This is a genomic window from Sinorhizobium sp. 22678 (genome assembly GCF_052044265.1).
Classification (GTDB): Bacteria; Pseudomonadota; Alphaproteobacteria; order Rhizobiales; family Rhizobiaceae; genus Sinorhizobium; species Sinorhizobium meliloti_A.
On record NZ_JBQEMS010000012.1, the window covers coordinates 15604 to 36491 of the forward strand.

Annotated in this window: 17 protein-coding genes; 7 read left to right on the plus strand and 10 right to left on the minus strand. The window is 62.4% G+C overall.

The window, feature by feature from the left end; genetic code table 11:
- Position 1: 1 nt before the first annotated feature.
- The gene (locus ACTJKL_RS18825) at positions 2–1018 is read right to left on the minus strand and encodes a substrate-binding domain-containing protein (RefSeq protein ID WP_440853528.1); all 1017 of its coding nucleotides are present in this window, start codon (positions 1016–1018) and stop codon (positions 2–4) included.
- Positions 1019–1495: 477 nt separating this feature from the next.
- On the opposite strand from ACTJKL_RS18825, the gene ACTJKL_RS18830 reads away from it, so the two are divergent.
- The 6 genes from ACTJKL_RS18830 (at position 1496) to ACTJKL_RS18855 (ending at position 7790) form a co-directional block, all read left to right on the plus strand.
- Entirely contained in the window at positions 1496–2767 is a 1272-nt protein-coding gene (locus ACTJKL_RS18830) for an ABC transporter substrate-binding protein (RefSeq protein ID WP_379943268.1), read from the plus strand.
- Between the two features lie 86 nt (positions 2768–2853).
- Complete coding sequence (locus ACTJKL_RS18835; protein ID WP_100672450.1) at positions 2854–3840, plus strand: carbohydrate ABC transporter permease; 987 nt, start codon at positions 2854–2856, stop codon at positions 3838–3840.
- Positions 3840–4670: a carbohydrate ABC transporter permease gene (locus tag ACTJKL_RS18840; protein WP_275598717.1), complete on the plus strand. Its 831-nt coding sequence runs from the start codon at positions 3840–3842 to the stop codon at positions 4668–4670. The genes ACTJKL_RS18835 and ACTJKL_RS18840 overlap by 1 nt, the downstream gene beginning before the upstream one ends.
- 9 nt (positions 4671–4679) lie before the next feature.
- Complete coding sequence (locus tag ACTJKL_RS18845) at positions 4680–5708, plus strand: ABC transporter ATP-binding protein (RefSeq protein WP_411922282.1); 1029 nt, start codon at positions 4680–4682, stop codon at positions 5706–5708.
- Between the two features lie 202 nt (positions 5709–5910).
- Positions 5911–6696, plus strand: a complete 786-nt coding sequence (locus ACTJKL_RS18850) for a ThuA domain-containing protein (protein WP_180980819.1) — start codon at positions 5911–5913, stop codon at positions 6694–6696.
- An 11-nt stretch (positions 6697–6707) separates the two neighbouring features.
- Entirely contained in the window at positions 6708–7790 is a 1083-nt protein-coding gene (locus ACTJKL_RS18855; protein ID WP_164866759.1) for a Gfo/Idh/MocA family protein, read from the plus strand.
- 112 nt (positions 7791–7902) lie between these two features.
- On the opposite strand, the gene ACTJKL_RS18860 is transcribed toward ACTJKL_RS18855, so the two are convergent.
- The gene (locus ACTJKL_RS18860) at positions 7903–8259 is read right to left on the minus strand and encodes an SPW repeat protein (protein WP_018097934.1); all 357 of its coding nucleotides are present in this window, start codon (positions 8257–8259) and stop codon (positions 7903–7905) included.
- 406 nt (positions 8260–8665) lie between these two features.
- On the opposite strand from ACTJKL_RS18860, the gene ACTJKL_RS18865 reads away from it, so the two are divergent.
- A complete protein-coding gene (locus ACTJKL_RS18865) occupies positions 8666–10324 on the plus strand; it encodes an arylsulfatase (protein WP_018097933.1) in 1659 nt (552 codons plus the stop codon).
- Positions 10325–10531: 207 nt separating this feature from the next.
- Here ACTJKL_RS18865 and ACTJKL_RS18870 read toward each other — a convergent pair whose 3' ends face one another.
- The 8 genes from ACTJKL_RS18870 to ACTJKL_RS18905 form a co-directional block, all read right to left on the minus strand.
- Entirely contained in the window at positions 10532–12511 is a 1980-nt protein-coding gene (locus ACTJKL_RS18870; protein WP_026168911.1) for a BCCT family transporter, read from the minus strand.
- A gap of 146 nt (positions 12512–12657) precedes the next feature.
- Positions 12658–14004 carry a BatD family protein gene (locus ACTJKL_RS18875; protein WP_440853529.1) on the minus strand — a complete coding sequence of 449 codons (1347 nt, stop codon included), beginning with the start codon at positions 14002–14004 and terminating at the stop codon, positions 12658–12660.
- Positions 14004–15572, minus strand: a complete 1569-nt coding sequence (locus ACTJKL_RS18880; protein ID WP_440853530.1) for a vWA domain-containing protein — start codon at positions 15570–15572, stop codon at positions 14004–14006. The genes ACTJKL_RS18875 and ACTJKL_RS18880 overlap by 1 nt, the downstream gene beginning before the upstream one ends.
- Positions 15569–16573: a vWA domain-containing protein gene (locus tag ACTJKL_RS18885; RefSeq protein ID WP_102762848.1), complete on the minus strand. Its 1005-nt coding sequence runs from the start codon at positions 16571–16573 to the stop codon at positions 15569–15571. The genes ACTJKL_RS18880 and ACTJKL_RS18885 overlap by 4 nt, the downstream gene beginning before the upstream one ends.
- Positions 16560–17081 (minus strand): DUF4381 domain-containing protein, encoded by a 522-nt coding sequence (locus ACTJKL_RS18890; RefSeq protein WP_018097928.1) that lies wholly within the window; start codon positions 17079–17081, stop codon positions 16560–16562. Before ACTJKL_RS18890 ends, ACTJKL_RS18885 begins: the two co-directional genes overlap by 14 nt.
- On the minus strand, positions 17082–18077 hold the full coding sequence (locus tag ACTJKL_RS18895; protein ID WP_018097927.1) for a DUF58 domain-containing protein: 996 nt from the start codon (positions 18075–18077) through the stop codon (positions 17082–17084).
- Between the two features lie 15 nt (positions 18078–18092).
- Positions 18093–19064 (minus strand): AAA family ATPase, encoded by a 972-nt coding sequence (locus ACTJKL_RS18900; RefSeq protein ID WP_018097926.1) that lies wholly within the window; start codon positions 19062–19064, stop codon positions 18093–18095.
- Positions 19065–19486: 422 nt separating this feature from the next.
- Positions 19487–20710: a hypothetical protein gene (locus ACTJKL_RS18905; protein ID WP_440853531.1), complete on the minus strand. Its 1224-nt coding sequence runs from the start codon at positions 20708–20710 to the stop codon at positions 19487–19489.
- Between the last annotated feature and the right edge of the window lie 178 nt (positions 20711–20888).

The window sequence follows — 20888 nt, forward strand, 5'->3', positions numbered from 1 at the left end:
GTCAAGCCTCCGGCGCCCGACCGGTCGACTCGCGCAGGATCAGCTCGACCGGCCAGAGCTCATGAATCTCCGTGGCGGGCCGTCCGGTGAGCAGCTGGAGGGTGAGGTCTGCCGAGCGCGCGCCGGCGGCGCGCAGGGACGACCGGCTCGTCGAAAGGGACGGGACCATGTTGTCGGCCGTGAGATAGGGGAAGACATCGTCATGGGCGATGACGGAGATGTGCTGCCCGACCACAAGGCCGACCGAACGCACGGCGCGATAGACGCCGAGCGCCGTCATCATCGAGCCGGCGACGAAGGCCGTCGGGCGGGGGGACTGCTCGAGGAAGGAACGGGCCGAGCGAAAACCGATCTCGTCGGTGAACTGGCCATGCGTGACGAGGCGCGGATCGAAGGACAGCCCGCGCTGTTCAAGCGCCTCGCGATAGCCCTTGTCGCGGTGGTGCGTGAAAGTGAGACCGTCGCGGCCGTTGATGAGTGCGATCCGTCTATGGCCTAGGTCTAGGAGGTGCGAGGTGGCGCGGCGGATCGCGCCTTCGTTGTCGATATCGAGCCAGGCGTGCGGCACGTCGGTCTCGGAGCGGCCATGGACCAGAAAGGGAATGCCGAGCTTGTGGAGCAGCAGAATGCGCTCGTCGTTCGGCTTCGGTGAATGGATGATCACGGCGTCGACCCGTCCGCTCGTCGCCAGCCGGCTATAGAGCTGGAGCTCGGCTTTCATGTCATGGTCGGCAACCGGGCTCACGAGAATGTCGATATCCTCGCTGTCCAGCCGTTCGGCCATGCCGCTCATGAATTCGGAAAACTGGAATTCGTTGCGGCCCATAACGACGCCGATCGCGCCTGCGCGGCCCGTGACGAGGCGCACGGCGTTGATGTTCGGCCGGTAACCGAGGCGCACAGCCTCCTCGGCAACGCGCTTGCGGGTCTTCTCGCTGACTTCCGGATAGCCGCTCAGAGCACGGCTTACCGTCGTTGGAGAGAGCCCCAACTGTTGGGCGAATTCCTTAAGCTTCACTGTTCTTCCCTGCGCCCCTTCTGCGTATTGTCCGGGGATCGCTTCCGAAGCAAGTCACGCAGCAAATCGAAAGCTGCATTCGCTCGTTTTTGCGCATCGCTTCGATGCGCGGCCCTGCAGACATTCGCGGCCGGACTATACCCGGTTTGCCGGCAGTCACAATCGGTGCCTTTGCGTCGAGGACATTGCCCAGGCTTGATCGAAGGCTATCGGGGAACTATCCAAATCGTTTTAAATTCCTGTGGATGAAGTATTCTTGCAAACCGGTTGAGCGCCGAGCCGGGTTGTGGCGATGCGGCGTTGCGCGTTGGGTTAACGTTCTGATTATACGCCAAAAAATCCGAAATGGCCATGGCATTTATTTCCGCTTCGACCTCGGCTTGACAGCAGATTGTCCTTCTGACAGCTTCTGCGCACCCAAACCGTTTTCGAATTGCTGAGGAGCCTGCGGAATCGGGGGGAGTTTTGGAGGGACCAATGAACGTGAAGCCATTTGTAAGGACGCTGATTTCCTGCGCGGCGATCGTCGGCGCAATCGACCTTGCTGCGGCCGCTGAACTGTCTATGGCGGCCAATTCGACCGGCAAGAATCTGAGCTTTCTGCGGGACCAGATCGCCAAGTTCGAGAAGGAAACCGGTCACAAGGTCAACCTCGTGACCATGCCGGCTTCGAGCAGCGAGCAATTCAGCCAGTATCGACTCTGGCTTGCGGCCGGCAACAAGGATGTCGACGTCTACCAGACGGACGTCATCTGGGCTCCGCAGCTCGCCGAGCAGTTCGTCGACCTGACAGAGGCGACGAAGGATGTGGTCGGCAAGCACTTCCCCTCGATCATCCAGTCGCAGACGGTCAACGGCAAGCTCGTCGCTCTGCCCTTCTATACCGACGCGCCGGCGCTTTATTACCGCAAGGACCTGCTCGACAAATACGGCAAGACGCCACCCAAGACCTGGGACGAACTGGCGGCGACGGCGAAGGAGATTCAGGACAAGGAGCGTGCCGCCGGCAGTGCCGATATCTGGGGCTTCGTCTTTCAGGGCAATGCCTATGAGGGGCTCACCTGCAACGCGCTCGAGTGGATCAAGTCGTCCGGCGGCGGTCAGATCGTCGAGCCCGACGGCACGATTTCCGTCAACAACGAAAAGGCGGCGGCGGCCGTCGAGAAAGTCAAGGAATGGATCGGCACGATCGCGCCCAAGGGCGTGCTTGCCTATCAGGAAGAGGAATCACGCGGCGTCTGGCAGACCGGCAACGCAGTCTTCATGCGTAACTGGCCCTATGCCTACGCGCTCGGCAACGGCGAAGACAGCGCCGTAAAGGGCAAATTCGAGGTGGCCCCGCTTCCGGCCGCCACGGACGGCGATCAGCCGTCCTCGACACTCGGCGGATGGAACCTCGCGGTCTCGAAATATTCCGACGAGCAGGAGGCGGCGATCGCCTTCGTCAAGTTCCTGGGCTCGGCCGAAACCCAGAAGGTGCGCGCCATCGAGCTTTCGAACCTGCCGACGATCGCGGCGCTTTACGACGATCCGGAAGTCGCGGCCGCCCAGCCGTTCATGCCGCATTGGAAGCCGATCTTCCAGAGCGCCGTGCCGCGCCCCTCCGCCGTGGCAAAGGTGAAGTACAACGAAGTGTCATCCAAATTCTGGAGCGCCGTGCACAACACGCTTTCGGGTAACGGAACGGCGGCGGAGAATCTCGAGCTTCTCGAAGTCGAACTGACGGAACTGAAGGGCGACGCCTGGTAAATCGCGAGACCCGGACGGCAGCTCTGCCGTCCGGGTCAAGATCAAACGGCACGGGCGGGACCCGCGCCAACCAGTAGGCTCACGTCATGACTGATCTCTCCCTCGCGGATCGGCCGGCTGCGCTTGCGCATGGCGGCAGGATAGGCTCGGACCTGCAGGCGCAACGGGTCCGTTCGGCCTGGCTCTTTCTCGCGCCAACCTTCCTCGTCCTGGCGCTCGTCGCCGGCTGGCCGCTCATCAGAACGATCTATTTCAGTTTCACCAACGCGTCGCTGACCAATCTGTCGGGCGCCGAATTCGTCGGCTTCGCAAATTATCTCTCATGGGTCACCCTGAAGAGCGGGCGGACGATTTACAGGGGCCTGCTTGCGGATCCCGCCTGGTGGAATGCGGTCTGGAACACGCTCAAATTCACGGTTCTTTCGGTCAGCATCGAAACGGCGCTAGGCCTTGTCGTCGCTTTGGTGCTCAACGCGCAGTTTCCCGGTCGCGGCCTCGTCCGTGCCGCGATCCTGATCCCATGGGCGATCCCCACCATCGTCTCCGCGAAAATGTGGGCCTGGATGCTCAACGACCAGTTCGGCATCCTCAACGACATGCTGCTCGGCCTCGGTCTGATCGGCGAGAAGATCGCCTGGACCGCCAGCCCCGACACAGCCATGATCGCCGTACTGATCGTGGACGTGTGGAAGACGACGCCCTTCATGGCGCTCCTGATCCTCGCCGGCCTGCAAATGGTGCCGGGCGATATTTATGAGGCGGCCAGAATCGACGGAGTCCATCCGGTACGTATCTTCTGGCGGGTCACCCTGCCGTTGATCCGGCCGGCGCTGATGGTCGCGGTCATCTTCCGCATGCTCGACGCGTTGCGCATTTTCGACCTCATCTATGTGCTGACGCCCAACAACGCCCAGACCAAGACCATGTCGGTCATGGCGCGCGAAAACCTTTTCGATTTCGACAAGTTCGCCTATGGGGCGGCCGCCTCGACCATGCTGTTCCTGATCATCGCGACGATTACGATCCTCTACATGTGGCTCGGCCGCCTGAATTTAAGCGGAGGGGAACGCTGATGGTCGTCGCGATCGCAAAGCGGGCCGCGTTCTACGCGCTGGTTGCCGTCATCATCCTCGTCGCAGTCTTTCCCTTCTATTACGCGATCCTGACGAGCCTGAAGTCCGGCACGGCGCTGTTTCGCATCGACTACTGGCCGACGGATATTTCGCTCGCCAATTATGCCGATATTTTTTCGCACGGAACCTTCGTGCGCAATCTCGGCAACTCGCTCCTCGTCGCCACGCTGGTGGTTGCCATATCGCTGCTTCTTGCCGTGACCGCAGCCTATGCGCTTGCCCGGGTACGCTTCCGCGGCCGCGGTCTGCTTCTCCTGACGATCCTGTCGGTCTCGATGTTCCCGCAAATCGCCGTTCTTGCAGGTCTCTTCGAGCTCATCCGCTTCGTCGGGATCTTCAACACGCCGCTCGCGCTCATCTTTTCCTACATGATCTTCACGCTGCCGTTTACGGTTTGGGTGCTGACCACCTTCATGCGAGACCTGCCGATCGAGATCGAAGAGGCGGCGATCGTCGACGGCGCTTCGCCCTGGGTGGTGATCACCCGCGTCTTCATGCCGCTGATGTGGCCGGCGCTGGTGACGACCGGGCTGCTGGCCTTCATTGCGGCATGGAACGAGTTCCTCTTCGCGCTGACATTCACGTCGTCGAACACGCAGCGTACCGTGCCGGTCGCGATCGCCCTGCTTTCGGGTGGCAGCCAGTTCGAGATTCCCTGGGGCAACATCATGGCGGCATCCGTGATCGTCACCGTGCCTCTCGTGGTCCTCGTGCTGATCTTCCAGCGGCGGATCATTTCCGGCCTGACGGCCGGTGGCGTCAAAGGATAGGAGAACAAGATGGCAGAGCTTCAATTGCGCGATATCCGCAAATCCTTCGGCGCCTTCGATGTGATCAAGGGCGTCAGCATGGAAATCAGGTCGGGCGAGTTCATGGTCTTCGTCGGCCCTTCCGGATGCGGCAAGTCGACCCTCCTGAGACTGATCGCCGGGCTCGAGGAAATCACCTCCGGAACCCTTGCCTTCGACGGCCAGGTCGTCAATCGGCTGACGCCTTCGCGCCGCGGCATCGCCATGGTCTTTCAGTCCTATGCGCTCTATCCGCATATGACCGTCTACGAAAACATGGCTTTCGGCATGCAGCTCGCAGGCAAGGACAAGCAGCAGTGCCGCAAGCGGGTCGAGGCGGCGGCGGAAATGCTGCAGCTCACGCCTTATCTCGAACGCCTGCCGCGCCAGCTTTCGGGCGGGCAGCGCCAGCGCGTCGCGATCGGCCGTGCGATCGTTCGCGATCCCAAGGTCTTTCTGTTCGACGAGCCGCTTTCGAACCTCGACGCGGCGTTGCGTGTGGCCACCCGGCTCGAAATCGCCAAGCTCCACCGCAGCATGCACAAGACGACGATGATCTATGTCACACACGATCAGGTCGAGGCAATGACGCTCGCCGACAGGATATGTGTCCTGAGGGACGGTCTCGTCGAACAGATCGGCACGCCGCTGGAGCTTTACCAGACACCGAATTCGGTGTTCGTCGCCGGCTTCATCGGTTCGCCGAAGATGAATTTTCTTTCCGGCGCCTTCGCAGAGCCATACAAGGCGGACACGATAGGCATCCGCGCGGAACACCTGGAGATCGAGGAACAGGGAGGTGAGTGGAGTGGGACCGTCATCCATTCGGAGATGCTCGGTTCCGACAGCTATATTTATCTCGACATCGGGACCGGCGAGCCGGTGATCGTCCGCGAAAGCGGCATCGCCAAGCATCAGCCCGGGCAGACGATCAGGATCTCGCCGGCCGCCGGCCAGGTTCACCGCTTCGATGCGGGCGGCCGGGCCCTCGGGCGGACGGAAATGCGGGGTGCGGCCTAGAACGCAGCCACCCGACTTCGCTCGGAAAGTCTCGAAATCAAGGCTGATCCGAAGGATTTCGGATCATTCCAAAGCCTCAAACGTTAGGGCAGGAAAGGGCGGGGACCTGCGTGGTTTTCCCGGCCCGGCTCCGCGCCCACACTTCAAGTCACGGACGGTCGGCATCCGGCAGCGGGTGCCCCAAATCACGAGGAGAATGACCTTGTCTATCAATGCCATCGTGTGGGGTGAAAACATCCACGAGCAGACGAATGCGGTGGTTCGGGAGATTTATCCGGACGGCATGCACAACACGATCGCAGCCGCACTCAATTTTGACCCGGGGATCGATGCGACGACGGCGACGCTGCAGGAGCCGGAACACGGGCTCAGCGAGGCGCGGCTCGCCGCCGCCGACGTGCTCCTGTGGTGGGGCCACAAGGATCATGGCGCCGTCGACGACGCCATCGTAGAGCGCGTCGCCAAACGCGTTTGGGAAGGCATGGGTCTGATCGTTCTCCATTCCGGCCACTTCTCCAAGGTGTTCAAGCGGCTGATGGGCACGCCCTGCGCGCTCAAATGGCGCGAGGCTGGAGAGCGCGAACGCGTCTGGGTCGTCAATCCGCGCCACCCGATCGCCGAAGGGCTCGGCGAAAACTTCGTCATCGAGAACGAGGAGATGTATGGCGAGCAATTCTCGGTGCCGGAGCCGCTGGAGACGGTGTTCATCTCCTGGTTTGCCGGCGGCGAGGTCTTCCGTTCGGGCCTCACCTGGCGGCGCGGCGCGGGCAATATCTTTTATTTCCGCCCCGGGCACGAGACTTACCCGACCTATCACGACGCGACCGTCCACAAGGTACTGCGGAACGCGGTGAGATGGGCGTATAACCCGCAGGGCACCTATAAGGCCATCCATGATGCGCCGAACGTCCCGGTGGAGAAGGCGCTGGAGCCGATCGTCGAGCGCGGCCCGAGACTGCACCGGGCCGGCGAAGCCGGATATCGATGAAGGGGACCCCCATGCGTTTGCTAATTCTCGGAACCGGCGGCATGGCCAACAGCCATGCGAAAGCCTTTGCTGAGATCGAAGGCGTCGAAATGGTCGGCGCCGTCGACGTGGACCCGTCCCGTGCCAAGGCCTTTGCCGTCACGCACGGCATCGAAAACACCTTCACCTCTCTCGACGAGGCGATCGCCTGGGGAGAGTTCGACGCCGCCACCAACGTGACGCCCGACAAGGCGCATCACCCGACGACCCTGGCGCTCATTGCCGCCGGCAAGCATGTGCTGTGCGAAAAACCGTTGGCCGAAAACTATGAGAAGGCCGCCGAGATGGCGGCCGCAGCCGAGCGGGCCGGCCTCGTCACGATGGTTAATCTGACCTATCGCAACGTCGCTCCGCTGCAGAAGGCGCGTGAACTCGTGGTTGCCGGCGAAATCGGCCGGGTGCGGCATCTGGAGGCTTCCTATCTCCAGAGCTGGCTAGTGTCGCGGGCCTGGGGCGATTGGGCAAGCGAGTCGAAATGGCTATGGCGGCTGTCGACGAAACACGGGTCGAATGGCGTGCTTGGCGACGTCGGCATCCACATTCTCGACTTCGCCGGCTACGGTGCCAACAGCTCGGTCGAGCGGGTATTCGCGCGCCTGAAAGCCTTCGACAAGGCGCCGGACAACCGTATCGGCGAGTACGACCTCGACGCCAATGACAGCTTCGCCATGACGGCGGAGTTCGAAAACGGCGCGATGGCCGTGATTCATGCCAGCCGCTGGGCGACGGGCCATCTCAACGAGTTGAGGCTCAGGCTGCACGGCGACAGGGGAGCCTTGGAAGTAATCCATACGCCTGATGGTTCGAGCCTGCGCGGCTGCATGGGACCCGATGTCGAAAAGGCCGTTTGGCGGACCGTCGACGCCGGCACCGTGCCCACCAACTACCAGCGCTTCGTCGAGGCGGTGAAGGCCGGCCGAACCGTCGAACCGGGTTTCCGCCATGCCGCGGACCTGCAGAGAGTGCTCGATCTCGCCATCGAGACGGAGCGCTCACGCCGCGAACTCGGCGTGCCGGACGTCGACGCGGTGGTGCAGGAACGCGCTGTGGGGTGATAAGCGGCAGGACCGCTGGACCCTGCGCGCCGCGTTCAACCGATGCGGCGCGCTTTAAATCCACTTGAAACGTTCATGACCCTGGTCGATCCGACCCTGGAGTCATCGTCATCTAGGCGTGTGAATGGTGACGATAGTCCCAGACCGCCCAGGCTGCGATTGCGGCGACGAGCACGCCGAGAATGACGTGGGTCCACATCGCGTTCACATTTCCCATGAAGCCGAGCAGCCAGGGAGAAACGATCAACCACAGGCCGATTACCATATTGGCCCATTCCTCCCATTCGGCGAAGGCCGAAAGGGTTGCGATCGCAAGGGCGCCGAGCACGATGCCGGCGATCCAGGCGTTCCACGTCGGCGCGGCTTCAGCCGCAAAGCCGATGACCCAGGGAGAGAGGAACAGGCACGCTGCCAAGACCAGATTTGCCCAATCCTGGCTTCTTCTTCCTGCCATCAGAGTGTTGGGCATGACAACCTCCACATATGAAGTTTGGCAAAGCGTCACCACTCGCGTGCAGCTTACGTTGCAACTCCGTTCGCCTCCGATCGCACGGTTCTGTAACGCTTTGAATTGCTGCCGTAATTTTACTCGCAAACCGCGGGTGTTTCAAGGAATCCATTAAGACGCGGAGTTTTGACGCCCGCTAGGCCTTCCATAGAGCATGACCAGCTCATGGAAACGGCAGTGACCGCCTGCTGCGCCTTCGTGCGTCCTTTCGGATATTGTAGAAAATCAAAACGGCGGCGCAACGTCCGTCGCGTTGCCCCTTGGTCCAACTTCTCTTGCCAGATGCTTCGGCCGATAATCATGCGGGCTCCAGAGTGCGCGGATCCCGCATGGCTTCGAACGCACAAGTTTAATCAAGGAGTGAAGCATGGGCCTTCCAGATGCTGAAAAGCGAAAAGACGCGACAAATTCCTTCTCGATAGATCGCCGAAGCCTTCTTCTGGGCGGGACGATCCTTGCGGCTGCAGCCGCCGCAAACGGTGCTGCAGCCGTCGGCGAGGCGAAGGCTCAGGAGCAGCCGGCGCCGGCCAATGGCAAACAGCCGAACATCCTCGTCATTTTCGGCGACGACATCGGTATTCCGCAAATCAGCGCTTACACCATGGGTCTGATGGGGTATCGCACGCCGAACATCGATCGTATCGCGGCCGAAGGCGCGATCTTTACCGACTCCTATGGACAGCAGAGCTGCACCGCAGGCCGCGCCTCCTTCATTCTCGGCCAGGAACCGTTCCGCACGGGACTGCTGACGATCGGCATGCCCGGCGACCCGCACGGGATTCAGGATTGGATGCCCACCATTGCCGACGTCATGAAGTCCAAGGGTTACGCCACGGGCCAGTTCGGCAAGAACCACCTGGGCGACCGCGACGAGCACCTGCCGACGAACCACGGCTTCGACGAGTTCTTCGGCAACCTCTACCACCTGAATGCCGAAGAGGAGCCGGAAGGTTATTTCTATCCCAAGGATCCGGAATTCCGGAAGGAGTTTGGGCCGCGCGGAGTCATCAAGGCGAGCGCCGATGGAAAGATCGAGGATACGGGGCCGCTCAACACGAAGCGCATGGAGACCGTTGACGAGGAATTTCTGGCTGCGGCAAAGGATTTCATCGATCGTCAGGCGAAGGCCGACAAGCCGTTCTTCTGCTGGTTCAACTCGACGCGCATGCATGTGTTCACCCACTTGAAGCCGGAGTCTTTGGGCAAGACCGGCAAGGGCATCCATGCCGACGGGATGGTCGAGCACGACGGCCATGTGGGTCAGCTTCTGCAGCAGCTCGACGACCTCGGCATCACCGAAAACACGATTGTGCTCTACACCACCGACAACGGCGCGGAGCTCGCTTTGTGGCCGGACGGCGCTCAGACGATGTTCCACGGAGAGAAGGGCACGACTTGGGAAGGTGGTTTCCGCATCCCGATGATGGTCCGGTGGCCGGGTGTGGTGAAGCCGGGCACGCAGATAAACGAGCCGGTGACCCTTATGGACTGGATGCCGACATTCGCGACGGCAGCCGGCATCCCGGACCTGAAGGAGCAGATGAAAAACGGCTTCCAATCCGCAGGGAAGACGTTCAAAGTTCACCTCGACGGCTATGATCTCACCGAGCTGCTGAAGGGCGAGGCCAAGGAACCTCCGCGCGAGACGGTCTACTATTTCGATCAGGGCGGTAATCTGAACGCAATACGCTGGAACGACTGGAAACTGAGCTTTGCCACGGCCAGCCACGGCAACATCGCAACCGCGACCCGCGAGGTATCCAGTTGGGCCCTGATCGCCAATCTCCGGATGGATCCCTATGAGAGGGCGATGGAGGACGGTGGTGGTGCGGTCGAGTTCCTGGCGCGCAACATGTGGCTGCTGGTGCCGATACAAGGAAAGATAAAGGAGCTGTTCGCGGACTTCGAGCAGTTCCCGTTCCAGACCGGCAGCACGCTGAACGCAAGCGGCATAAATTACGGCCTGCTGCAGCAGCAGGCGGCGCTGAAACGGCTCAAGGAGCTGGAAAGCCTGGCGCCGCGTTGATGCACGTCTTCGGAGCCCGCCGCTATCTCCAGTAGGGTGAGCAATTCAGACGAGTAACGAGGATCGCATATTCCAGCCATATTGCGATCTTCGGGAAAGGCGGGGTAAGCCTCCGCCTTTCCTTTTCGGATATCCTGGCAATGTTCTAACCTTTTAGTCCACGCACTTCCGGACGGAAAACCGTCACACACTTTTCCTGGAAGTGCTCTATTGCTCTTCGGGCGAGGTCGCCAGCAGCGAGGACGCCGGGGACCGTACGAAGCCCGTGTATCGCTCGAACTGAAACAGAACATCGTTGATGATCTGGTTGTCCGCCATTCCCATGATGTCATAGCCGCGGCTACCGTCCGAAAAGAAGGTGCGCGCCTCGTAGCGGACATCTGCCACGGTTGCGTCATGCGCGGTGAAGGCCGGAAGTTTGTGTTCCGACATTTGCACGCCGTAGACGAAATCGCGATGGCCTTCGGCCGGAACTGTGAGGGTCAGTGCTCCGGTTTCGGCATCCCGATTGACCGAAGCCGGCCGGGACCGGCGCGTCAGTTCCTTGGCCACTGCCTCCAGGGCCGGAAGCACGGAGGCTTGCAGGAATTTCTCCACCGCCCGTTTGTCCGGCGTGCTCAAGGTCATCGCCAGGCGCCGCTGCCAGGGCACGCCGGACGCGGGATAGGCTCTTGGACCGACCGATCCGGGTGATTGTGTGCGGGCGAGATCGGCCCGCATCCCGACGAACAGCGACCAAACCAGAATGAGCATCACGAAGCTGAACGGCAGTGCCGTGGAGATCGTGGCGGATTGGAGTGCCGTCAGCCCGCCGGTGGAGAGCAGAACGGCCGCCACGATACCGCTGAGCGAACACCAGAAAATCCGCTGAAGAGCAGGTGTTGCCGTTTCTCCGCCGGACGCAATCGTGTCGATCACCAGCGAGCCGGAGTCGCTGGACGTCACGAAGAATATGCTGACGAGCAGAACCGCGAGCGTCGAGGTTACCGCGGGCCACGGCAGATATTCGAAGAACTGGAAAAGGGCGACCGAAAGGTCCGCCTTCACGTCGCGCGCCAGCTCGCCGTTGGCGATCGTCGTGTCCACGTAGATCGCCGTGTTTCCAAAGACCGTCATCCAGAGGAAAGTGAACAGGGCGGGTACGAAGAGGACGGCGGTGACGAACTCTCTCACGGTACGCCCACGGGAAATGCGCGCGATGAACATGCCGACGAAGGGTGACCAGGAAATCCACCATGCCCAATAGAACAGGGTCCAGCTGTCGATCCACGGACGCGGCTCGTAGGCATAGATGTTGAAGGTTCGCAAAACCAGGCTATCGAGGTAGAGACCGATGTTCTGGACGAAGTCGCGCATGAGCGTGCCCGTCGGTCCGACCACGAGCACGAAGAGCATCAGCATTACTGCCAGGAACAGATTGGTCTCGCTGAGAATGCGGACACCCTTTTCGACGCCGCTGACCACCGAGACCGTCGCTATTGCCGTGACCACGGTCACGAGCAGGAGCTGGACGTAGATCGACTGGGGGACACCCAACAAATAATTCAGTCCGGAGTTTATCTGAAGGACTCCGAATCCGAGCGAGGTTGCGAGCCCGAACATTGTCCCGCAGATCGCGAAAATATCCACGACATGTCCGATCGGCCCGTGAATACCCTCCTTGAGGAGCGGGTAGAGGCCGGATCGGACGGTCAGGGGTAAGTTGTACCGGTATCCGAAATAGGCGAGTGACAGCCCCACGACCGAGTATATCGCCCAGGCGTGCACCCCCCAATGGAAGAAGGTTACGCTCATTGCCTCGCGCTGGGCTGCGATCGTCAGCGGTTCGGCTTCCGGCGGCGAAGCAAAATGCGTCATCGGCTCGCCGACGGCAAAATACATGAGGCCAATGCCCATGCCGGCGGCGAACAACATGGCGATCCAGGACAGGTACCTGAATTCGGGTTCTGAATCGTCCGGCCCGAGCTTCAGCTCGCCGTAGCGGCTGAACGCCAGAAAGAGCATCGAAAACAGAAAGATCGCGACCGCGAGCAGGTAGAGCCAACCGAAACCGGACAGGATCGCAGATTGCATTCCGCTGAAAATCGCTTCAGCTCTCTTAGGCGCAACCACACCTATCCCGACGAACAGAGCGATGACGCCTACCGAACCCACGAACACCGGCATATTCACTTTGAGATACTGCACTTAATGCCACCTCCCCACAGATTCTGCGCCCACGAGCGGACGAGGAAAAGCACGTGTGATCTCCCTCGAATCCCTTCCGGCATAGTAGCACGCCTGCCCATCGCACCGACGCATCGATGAGACGACCCGGTTTCGTATTCGTCGCATCAGGGCATGGTCGGGTTGAGTGGGTGCAAGGCGGGCTCGCGTCGTCGGGGCGCCTTCTCTCCTTGAGCCAGCCAGATCTTCCGTGCCTTTTTCAGCCCCGGAAGGAGCAGGTCTCCGCGCACCGGCGCGGAAGATGCCTTCGCAAGGCCGTAAAGCCTTCCTTGCCGGGCCCGGTAGACCTGCTGCGTTTCGGCGTCGGCAAATCGTTCGAGCCAGAATTCGAGCGGCATCACTGCCGCCTTGCGCGACCAGGCGTCGAGCGCGCGCGCGATGGCCTCGTCCGAGCCGCTCCTGCAGGCCCGCTCCACCTGACGGAAAAATGCCGGTTCCGATTGCCGCTCTTTCGAGCGGCGTTCCTGCCACCATGCTTCCAGCCGACTCAGTCCGTTGGCCGCAGCCCAAAGGACGAGGGCAGTGAGCAACACGCCACCGCCGATCACAGTCAGCCGCAGCCAGTCGAAGGGCGGGCGTTGCGGCTCGGCCGCCGGAGGCGCGATGGCCGGGGAGTGGGAGGCCGCGGCTGCAACGGTCACGTTTACGGCGGGTGCGCTTGCCGATTGCGTCGCCGCGGAGGCCGGGTCGAACCAGCTCAGGGCCACCGCGGGCAGGACATAGGTGCCGGGCTCCCGGAAGAGATAGCTTGCAACATCCTTGCGGATACCCGCAATTGACTGGCCGTTGCGGTCCGTTTCTTCCGAAAGTGCGGGATCCTGCCGGTAGAGGCGTACCCCGTCCGGGGCTGAAAAATCCGGCTCGGGGATCATCATGGCGCGAAGGCCTACGGCGCGCACGGCGATCGTCCGGACCAGAGTGTCCCCCGCCTTCAGAGCTGCCGGATCCCGGTCGAGTTCCTGGCTGATGCTGACCTTTGCGGCGACCACACCGGGACGTGCTCCGGCATCCGCGGGTGCTTCCCGAACGGTGAAGCGAAGCGGTGGAAGCGTAACTTCGCCGCGGGTGGCCTGAGGGGGTACTGCCGCATAGCCGAAAGTGATCACGGCAGGAGGCAAGGTGAAATCGCCCGACGATTGAGCCGTGACGATATAGGTGCGGCGAATGCCGGAGTAAGCGGTCCCGTCGATCGTTTCGTTGAGGTTGAGCGCCCGCCCGTCGTCAAGCGTCACGATCGCGCCCGGAAGGTCGATCGCGGGGAACTGCGGTGGCTGGAGGAAGTAATTCGGGACAAGCACGTCGACGTCTATGAGAATTTGCTGACCGGCATAGAGCGTTCCCTCCGACTGCAATGCGGCCCGGGCGAGCGGATCGGCGGATAGCGCCGGACCGGCGGCAGCGATCCAGCAGAACAGCGCTGCAACGAGTTGACACAAACGGGACGCTGGGGTCATCATTGTCGCTCCCCTTCCGATGCCTCGATCGCGAACTTGCGTGCGAGAAGGGCGGCCGGCGAAACCTGGATGTTGCGCATCCACATCTCCGCCGTCTGCGCGCCGGCCTGGACCTTACCCTCCTTGCCGTGCTTGGCCTTGTCGTCGAACTGTACTTCGTCCGGGTCCAGTCCGGCGGCCTCCTGCTGCTTTTCCTCTTCCTGCTTGTCCTTCTCCTTCTTGCGCCGTTGCGCAAGCGCCAGATTGGTCTTTGCCTCGGTCCAATCGGTGCGCTGCTTGAGAGCCTGCTGGTAGGCGGCGATCGCTTCGTCGGGTTTGTCCAGATGCATCAGGGCGTTGCCTTGATTGAAATAGCTCTCCGGTGCCGTGGATTGGGCAAAGGCGTCGATCGCGTCCTGATAACGGCCGGCGCGATAGAGCGAAACACCGCGCCATTGCGGCTCGGCGAAGTGTTCTGCCGCGGCGGCATAGTCGCCGCGGGAGAAAGCGCGCTGTCCCTGCTGGTCGGGCGTCAGCCACATGTCCACGAAATCTGCCGCCTCCCCCCGCCCGGACATGGCGAACGACAGGAGCAACACGACGGCCCCGAGCCAACGGACGCTCTGACCCCGGCGGAAGGTGAACGCGACCAGGATCGCGACCGCGATGGTCAGGTACCAGCCCATATCGCGCCAACGGGTAAGACCCTCCTCCGTTCTTTGTGCGAAGGACGTCTGTATGCGCCGGACGATCCAGTCGACGTCGCCATCATCCAGGGTGACCGTCGCCACCTGCGCAGAGGAGGCCGACTGGAGTTCCTTCAAGGCGTCGACATCGAGCCGTGCCTGAACGCGGGCGCCGCTGCCGTCCGTCAGATATTCTCCGCTGCCGATTTTCACCGGGCCGCCTTCTTCGGTGCCGATGCCCAGCACCATCAGGTCGTTGCGGCCCTGATATTGCGAGAAAGCGGCAAATGCGCCCTGCTCGACGCCATCGGTCAGAAACAGGATCGTGCCCGGCGCCGGCTCGGCGGCCAGGGCCGCCTCGGCGGCTTCGAGCGCCGTGGCGGTGTCCTTGCCTTCGACGGGCATGAGGGCTGGCGACAGGGCCGCGAGATAGGTGGCGATAAGCGACGCGTCCTCGGTCAGGGGCAGCACCATGTGGGCCGTGCCGGCATAGGCGAACAATGCCGTCCGGGCGCCTTTCCGTCTGGCCATGATGTCGCGCACCTTGAGCATGGCGCGCTCGAGCCGCGTCGGCGAGATGTCGGTCGCATTCATCGTCCGGCCCAAGTCGACCGCGATCGCGAGCGGCGCCGTGTCTTCGACGAAGGGGGGACGCTCGCGTTCCCATGTCGGACCCGCCGCGGCAAGGCCCGAGAGGGCAATCAGGCCGGCCACCAGATAGATGGGCCGGAACGTGCGCGCCTGGCCGCGGTCGACGAGGAGGTGATCGAGCAGATTGGGCGCGATCAGGTGCTTCCAGCGGGAGCGCATATCCGATTGCCGGCGCATGAGCCATACGAGCAGTCCCGCCGCCAGGACCGCAAGCAGCCACCACGGGCGAAGGAAGTGGAAATCGGCGATCATGCTTCTGCCTCGCTGTTACGCCTGCGGGCGGCGCGGATCGACAACAGCCACATCAAGCCGTGATAGCCGAGCACGAGGAGAACGGCGGCACCCAGCGGGTAGTGGAACAGCTCGATGCGTGGCCGCCAGCTCAGCGTCTTCTGGTTCGCCGGCGTGATGCTGTCGAGCACAGCGTAGATATCTGCAAGCGCCTGCTGGTCCTGGCCGAAGAAATATCGCCCTCCGGTCGCAGAGGCGATCTTCTGCAGAACTGCCGTGTCGAGCTTCTCCTCTCCTTCGGCATTTGGATCGCCGATGCCGATCGCATGGATGCGGATGTTGTTCTGACCCGCGATCTCGGCTGCCTTGTCGGGCGGCATCTTGCTTGCGGTGTCGTTGCCGTCGGTCAGGACCACCAGCACTTTGTCGGGCGCCCGGCTCTCCTTGAACAGCTTGATCGACAGCCCGATCGCGTCGCCCAGCGCGGTTCGCGGGCCGGCCATTCCGGGCAAGCCGCCCGTCAGCATGGATCGGACGGTCGTATGATCCATGGTGAAGGGAACGAGCGGGTAGGGAGCGTCGCCGAAGGCGATCAAGCCGAGCCGATCATGCGGGCGGCGCTCGACGAAGTCGGCGACCACGGCCTTTACCGCATCGACCCGCGCCTCGAGATTACCCTGCGGATCGCTGAAGTCGCGCGTGTCCATCGATTGGGATAGGTCGAGGGCGAGCATGAGATCGCGCTGCGGCTCGGTCTTCTCGATCGGCGGCTCGACGAATTGCGGGCGGGCGAGCGCCGTCAGTACCAGAAGCCAGCAGATCGGTGCGAGGATCTTTTGGAGCAGGTTGGCACGCGGCACGACCGAGCCTTCCGTCGGGCCGATGCCTGCGGCCCTGGTGATATCCTCGAAGAAGGGAATGCGCACCGCCGGCGTCTGCTCCCGGTATGGCGGCAGCAGCCACCAGACGAGAAGGGGCGCGGGCAGGAGCACGAGGAGCCAGGGATGGTCAAGGACGTACATCGTGGGCCTCGATCCATTGGCGTGCCGCCGCGAGGCTCCGACGCGTCGTAGCCTCGTCCGTCGAGGCTAGCGCCGACGGGCGGTATTCGCTCTCGGCGAAGAAACGACAGGCTTCGTCATCCAGCCTCGCCGTGCCGGCATGTGCGCGGAGGAAATCGGACCAGCCTTCACCGCTGAGGGAGGCGACCGTTTCCCTCTGCCAGGCCGCGAGCGCAGTGCGCTTGAGAAGCGCGGGCAGGCTCTGCAAGGCGTGTCTGCGCCCGGCCGGCGTGTCGATGGCCTTCTCCAGATAGGAGAGTTCCGCGAGCGCTTCCCGGCGATAACGGTTCCGTGCGCGTCGGCGCAGCCAACGCCAAAGGAGCGCGGCGAGGACGAGCGCCACCGCCGTGATGAGTGCTGCCCAGCCCCAGGTGGCCGGCATCATCGATACGTGCGGCGGCAAGGCGATATCGGCCATCTGCCGCAAGGTGGCGTCGAGCATCGGATCGGGCGCGGGGGTCGGGTCCATCTACCGCCTCCTTTGCCGCCAGGCAAGTTGGCCGAGGAGCGTGCGCAATTGCGGTGCCACTTCTTCGGCCGCGGAGACAGGCAGCATGGGCAGCCCCATCTCCTCCTGCCACGAAAGCAGTTCGCGGCCCCTGTTGCGCGCAAAACTGTCTACCGCATCGCGAACATTGCCGCGGCCGAACTGCAACTCGGCCTGAAGCGCGCCGCCGCTCACGACCATTTCGCCCTGGCGCGGCAGGTCGAGGAGGAAAGGATCGTAGACGAGGACGGCAATGACGTCGTTTGCGACGGACATTCGCAAGAGAAGATCGCGTGTCTCCGGCCCATGCCCGTCGAAATCACTGACGACAATGATCAGATGGTCGTGCCGGGCGAGGGCTGCGACGCTGCCGAGAACGGCATTCAGTTGACCGGGCGACCTCTCGATGTCGGAATCTGCGCTGAGCGCATTGTTCTGGATCGAAATCGTTTCGGCGAAACGGATGACGGCCCCGCGGCTCCGGTGCGGCCGGATGGCTTCCTGCTTCACGTCGTTGAAGACCACGCCGCCGACGCGATCGCCGAGCGTCATCACGCGCCAGGCGCATAGCGCCGCAACCTCGGCCGCGGCTACCGATTTCATCGACCGGCGGCTTCCGAAGAACATGTTGGTGCGCTGGTCGACGACGATGAGGGCGGGGCGGTCCTTCTCTTCGTTATAGACGCGCACGAATGGCTGCCCGGTGCGGGCAGTGACGCGCCAGTCGATCGTTCGGACATCGTCCCCCGGCATATAGGTTCGAAGTTCCTCGAAGCTCAGGCCACGACCGCGCATGCGCGATTCATGGCGCCCGGCGAGGAAGCGGCGAACGGGGGCCTTGCGCAGGAACGTCAGGTCGGTGGCGATCGATTCCAGCGCCACGAGATTGTCGACGGAAACGTAGGCGCCATCCGTATCGCCTGCGGCCCGGCATACGATCTCCTTCGTTCTTCCGAATGCGGGCAGAGAAATTGCCATCGCAAGTCCTCCCGATCAGGCGGTTGCCACTTTCTCCACGATCCGGTCGACGGCCTGATCCGCGGTGATCCCGCCGGCATGGGCCTCGTAGGAGAGCACGAGCCTGTGGCGGAATACGTCGTGGACGATCGCCTGGACGTCGTCCGGCGTCACGAAATCCCGACCCTTCAACCAGGCGTGAGCACGCGAGACCTTGTCGAGCCCGATCACGCCTCGCGGACTGGCGCCGACCTGGATCCATTTGGCGAGTTCCGGATCGATCTTGTCAGGATAGCGCGTCGCCATGACGAGCGCGACGATATAGTCCTCGACCGCCTTGGAGACGGCAACCTCCGATATCTCGCTTCGCGCGGCGAGCACCACCTCGGCGGCGAGCTTCTGCACCTCTGTGCTCTTTGCGTGCGGCGCTTTTTCCTCGGAACGGACGAGCTCCATGATTGCGACTTCCGAATTCGCATCCGGATAGTCGACGCGGACATGCATCAGGAACCGGTCGAGCTGAGCCTCGGGCAGGGGATAGGTACCCTCCTGCTCGATCGGGTTCTGCGTTGCCATGACCAGGAAGAGGGCCGGCAGCGGGTGGCTCTTGCCGCCGACCGTGACCTGCCGTTCCTCCATCGCCTCCAGTAGCGCCGACTGCACCTTTGCCGGCGCGCGGTTGATCTCGTCGGCGAGGATCAGATTGGCGAAGACCGGCCCCTGCTGGAATTTGAACTCGCCCTTGCCGCCTTCGCTGAAATACACTTCGGAGCCGGTAATGTCGGAGGGCAGCAGGTCGGGGGTGAACTGGATGCGCGACAGGCTGGCCTCGAGGTTCTTGGCGAGGCTCTTGATCGCCCTGGTCTTGGCAAGCCCGGGCAAGCCCTCGACAAGAAGGTGGCCGTTGCCGAGCAGGCCGAGCAGAAGACGCTCGATCATAGCTTCCTGGCCGATGATCGATTGCCCGATCCTTTTGCCGAGTGCTTGAATGTCTTCCCGGTTTCCCATCGCGTTCCCCTCTGTCCATTCGCGTACGCATTTTACCCATTCGAGCAGTCGGTTTCGATGCACGGCACGTGCACGTGAAGGTTGCATCAATAAGCGCCAAGCTTCCCTTGGTACGCGTTGACTTGCCAGCATCGCGGCCAGGGCGACCACCACAGGCCCAATGAGCGGCAGCAATACGTTCGAGATTCCCGAACTGGAACTTGCCAATCCAGTATCCGCCCGCCAGCGCCAGAAAAAACGCTATTTTCGGGAGACTGATGCAGAAGGGACTGGATGAATGTCACTGATGCTCCCATCGGAAACGGTAAAAATAGAATGTGCGTGCAACGAATGGTCGGCAACGCGTCGTAAGATGACCACACTCAAAACTGCCGGGATTGGCTCGGCTCGGCGCCCGGGACCTTGAGACCACTCCGCCTCCTTCAAAGGAGGAGCAGCTTCTTCATCACTGAGAAAACCTCCTTGTAGGGCAGTTTCGTCGCGCCGGCGACGGCAAAGGGAATGAGCGCCGCTGCGGCCACCGGCACCACCGCCGCGCGGCTGACCAGCACCGTCTTAAGCTTCTGCGTCTCATCGAACAGCTTGCTCGGATCTGCAATCTCGTCTGCCGGCTCTGGCGTGGGGTCCTCGAAGATATTGCGGCCCACCGCCTTGCGTTCGGCGGCCCGGTGGTAGCGTGTCGCCTGGGCGCCGAGCAATGCCAGGCCGTCCTGCTTCAGGCGGGAGAGCGGAGGTGTGAAGGCGGAAAGCGGATAGGCGAAAAAGGCGATCACGATTGCGAGCCAGCCGGTCATGACCATGCTGAACGTCGTCATGGAGAGACCCTCCTGGAGGAGGTTCTTTGCGATTGCGGCCGCAATTGCCGAACTCATCCCGAAGACGAAGAAGACGTAAGCGTTCGGGTATTGGGCGATGAAGGCCAATCCGCCCTTTCCGTCCGGATGGGTCGCGACGAGCCGAAGGTCGAGCCCGGCGATACGGCGCAAAAGGTGCGCCCAGACGAGGTGCCGCCACATGCCCCTGAGAAAGAGAAAGACGAAGAGGGGAAGGCTGACGCAGATCGACCACCAGCCGGCCGCAGAAATCCTGTTGCCTTCGGGCCGGTGCTCGACCGCCCAGGAGGAAACGTCGACCGTATGGAAGTTGAGGTAGGAAAGGGCTGCGGCGAAGATTGCGACCACGAGACATACGAGTTCCGCCCGTCGCGAGTCACGTTGACGCAGCGCCTCCGACAGTTCGCGCGTGGCCTGGGCCATCGCGGTCGGCGCGATTATCGGGGCACGCACGAACTGCGCCAGGCGAGCCCTGAGACCCCGTTCGACCTGCTGCTCTGCCAGAACGAAGGCGCCGATGCCGATGAAGAACTTCGCCCATACTCCGGGATCGGCGAGATAGGCGTTGTGGCTGTGGTCAAGGGAGAAGCTGCGCGGAATGCCGAGCAGGAATGGCACGCCCCAGGCCAGTGCAACGAAGAGAACGGCTCTAGTTCCCGCCCGAAGCGTGTTTTCCCGCAGCAGCCTCAGTTGCGCCTGCAACTCGAAAAAGGGTCCGCCATGCGACGCGCGAAAATTGGCGAGGCTGGCCGATGGGGAGTTCCCTACCGCGTCATTATTCGCCGACGGATGTGCAGCACCGTTCACGCTCATGACCACCATAGTTCATCGCTCAAAAACGGGGCCGGCACTCGCATATGCCGACGAGCCCGTAATTTATCCATCAGCGATTTTCGGGATGAGTGATAGATGGACCAAGGGCCAACTCCGGTCCGCCGGTTTTTCCGGCTGCCGGCGGTGGCTCGAATACCCCTAGAACTTCATGGCTTGC

Coding starts and splice junctions, on each gene's coding strand:
- ACTJKL_RS18890 (WP_018097928.1), bottom strand. CDS start 17,081: ATGGACCCGACCCCCGCGCCCGATCCGATGCTCGACGCCACCTTGCGG.
- ACTJKL_RS18830 (WP_379943268.1), top strand. CDS start 1,496: ATGAACGTGAAGCCATTTGTAAGGACGCTGATTTCCTGCGCGGCGATC.
- ACTJKL_RS18875 (WP_440853529.1), bottom strand. CDS start 14,004: ATGACCCCAGCGTCCCGTTTGTGTCAACTCGTTGCAGCGCTGTTCTGC.
- ACTJKL_RS18885 (WP_102762848.1), bottom strand. CDS start 16,573: ATGTACGTCCTTGACCATCCCTGGCTCCTCGTGCTCCTGCCCGCGCCC.
- ACTJKL_RS18880 (WP_440853530.1), bottom strand. CDS start 15,572: ATGATCGCCGATTTCCACTTCCTTCGCCCGTGGTGGCTGCTTGCGGTC.
- ACTJKL_RS18905 (WP_440853531.1), bottom strand. CDS start 20,710: ATGAGCGTGAACGGTGCTGCACATCCGTCGGCGAATAATGACGCGGTA.
- ACTJKL_RS18845 (WP_411922282.1), top strand. CDS start 4,680: ATGGCAGAGCTTCAATTGCGCGATATCCGCAAATCCTTCGGCGCCTTC.
- ACTJKL_RS18900 (WP_018097926.1), bottom strand. CDS start 19,064: ATGGGAAACCGGGAAGACATTCAAGCACTCGGCAAAAGGATCGGGCAA.
- ACTJKL_RS18835 (WP_100672450.1), top strand. CDS start 2,854: ATGACTGATCTCTCCCTCGCGGATCGGCCGGCTGCGCTTGCGCATGGC.
- ACTJKL_RS18840 (WP_275598717.1), top strand. CDS start 3,840: ATGGTCGTCGCGATCGCAAAGCGGGCCGCGTTCTACGCGCTGGTTGCC.
- ACTJKL_RS18860 (WP_018097934.1), bottom strand. CDS start 8,259: ATGCCCAACACTCTGATGGCAGGAAGAAGAAGCCAGGATTGGGCAAAT.
- ACTJKL_RS18865 (WP_018097933.1), top strand. CDS start 8,666: ATGGGCCTTCCAGATGCTGAAAAGCGAAAAGACGCGACAAATTCCTTC.
- ACTJKL_RS18895 (WP_018097927.1), bottom strand. CDS start 18,077: ATGGCAATTTCTCTGCCCGCATTCGGAAGAACGAAGGAGATCGTATGC.
- ACTJKL_RS18855 (WP_164866759.1), top strand. CDS start 6,708: ATGCGTTTGCTAATTCTCGGAACCGGCGGCATGGCCAACAGCCATGCG.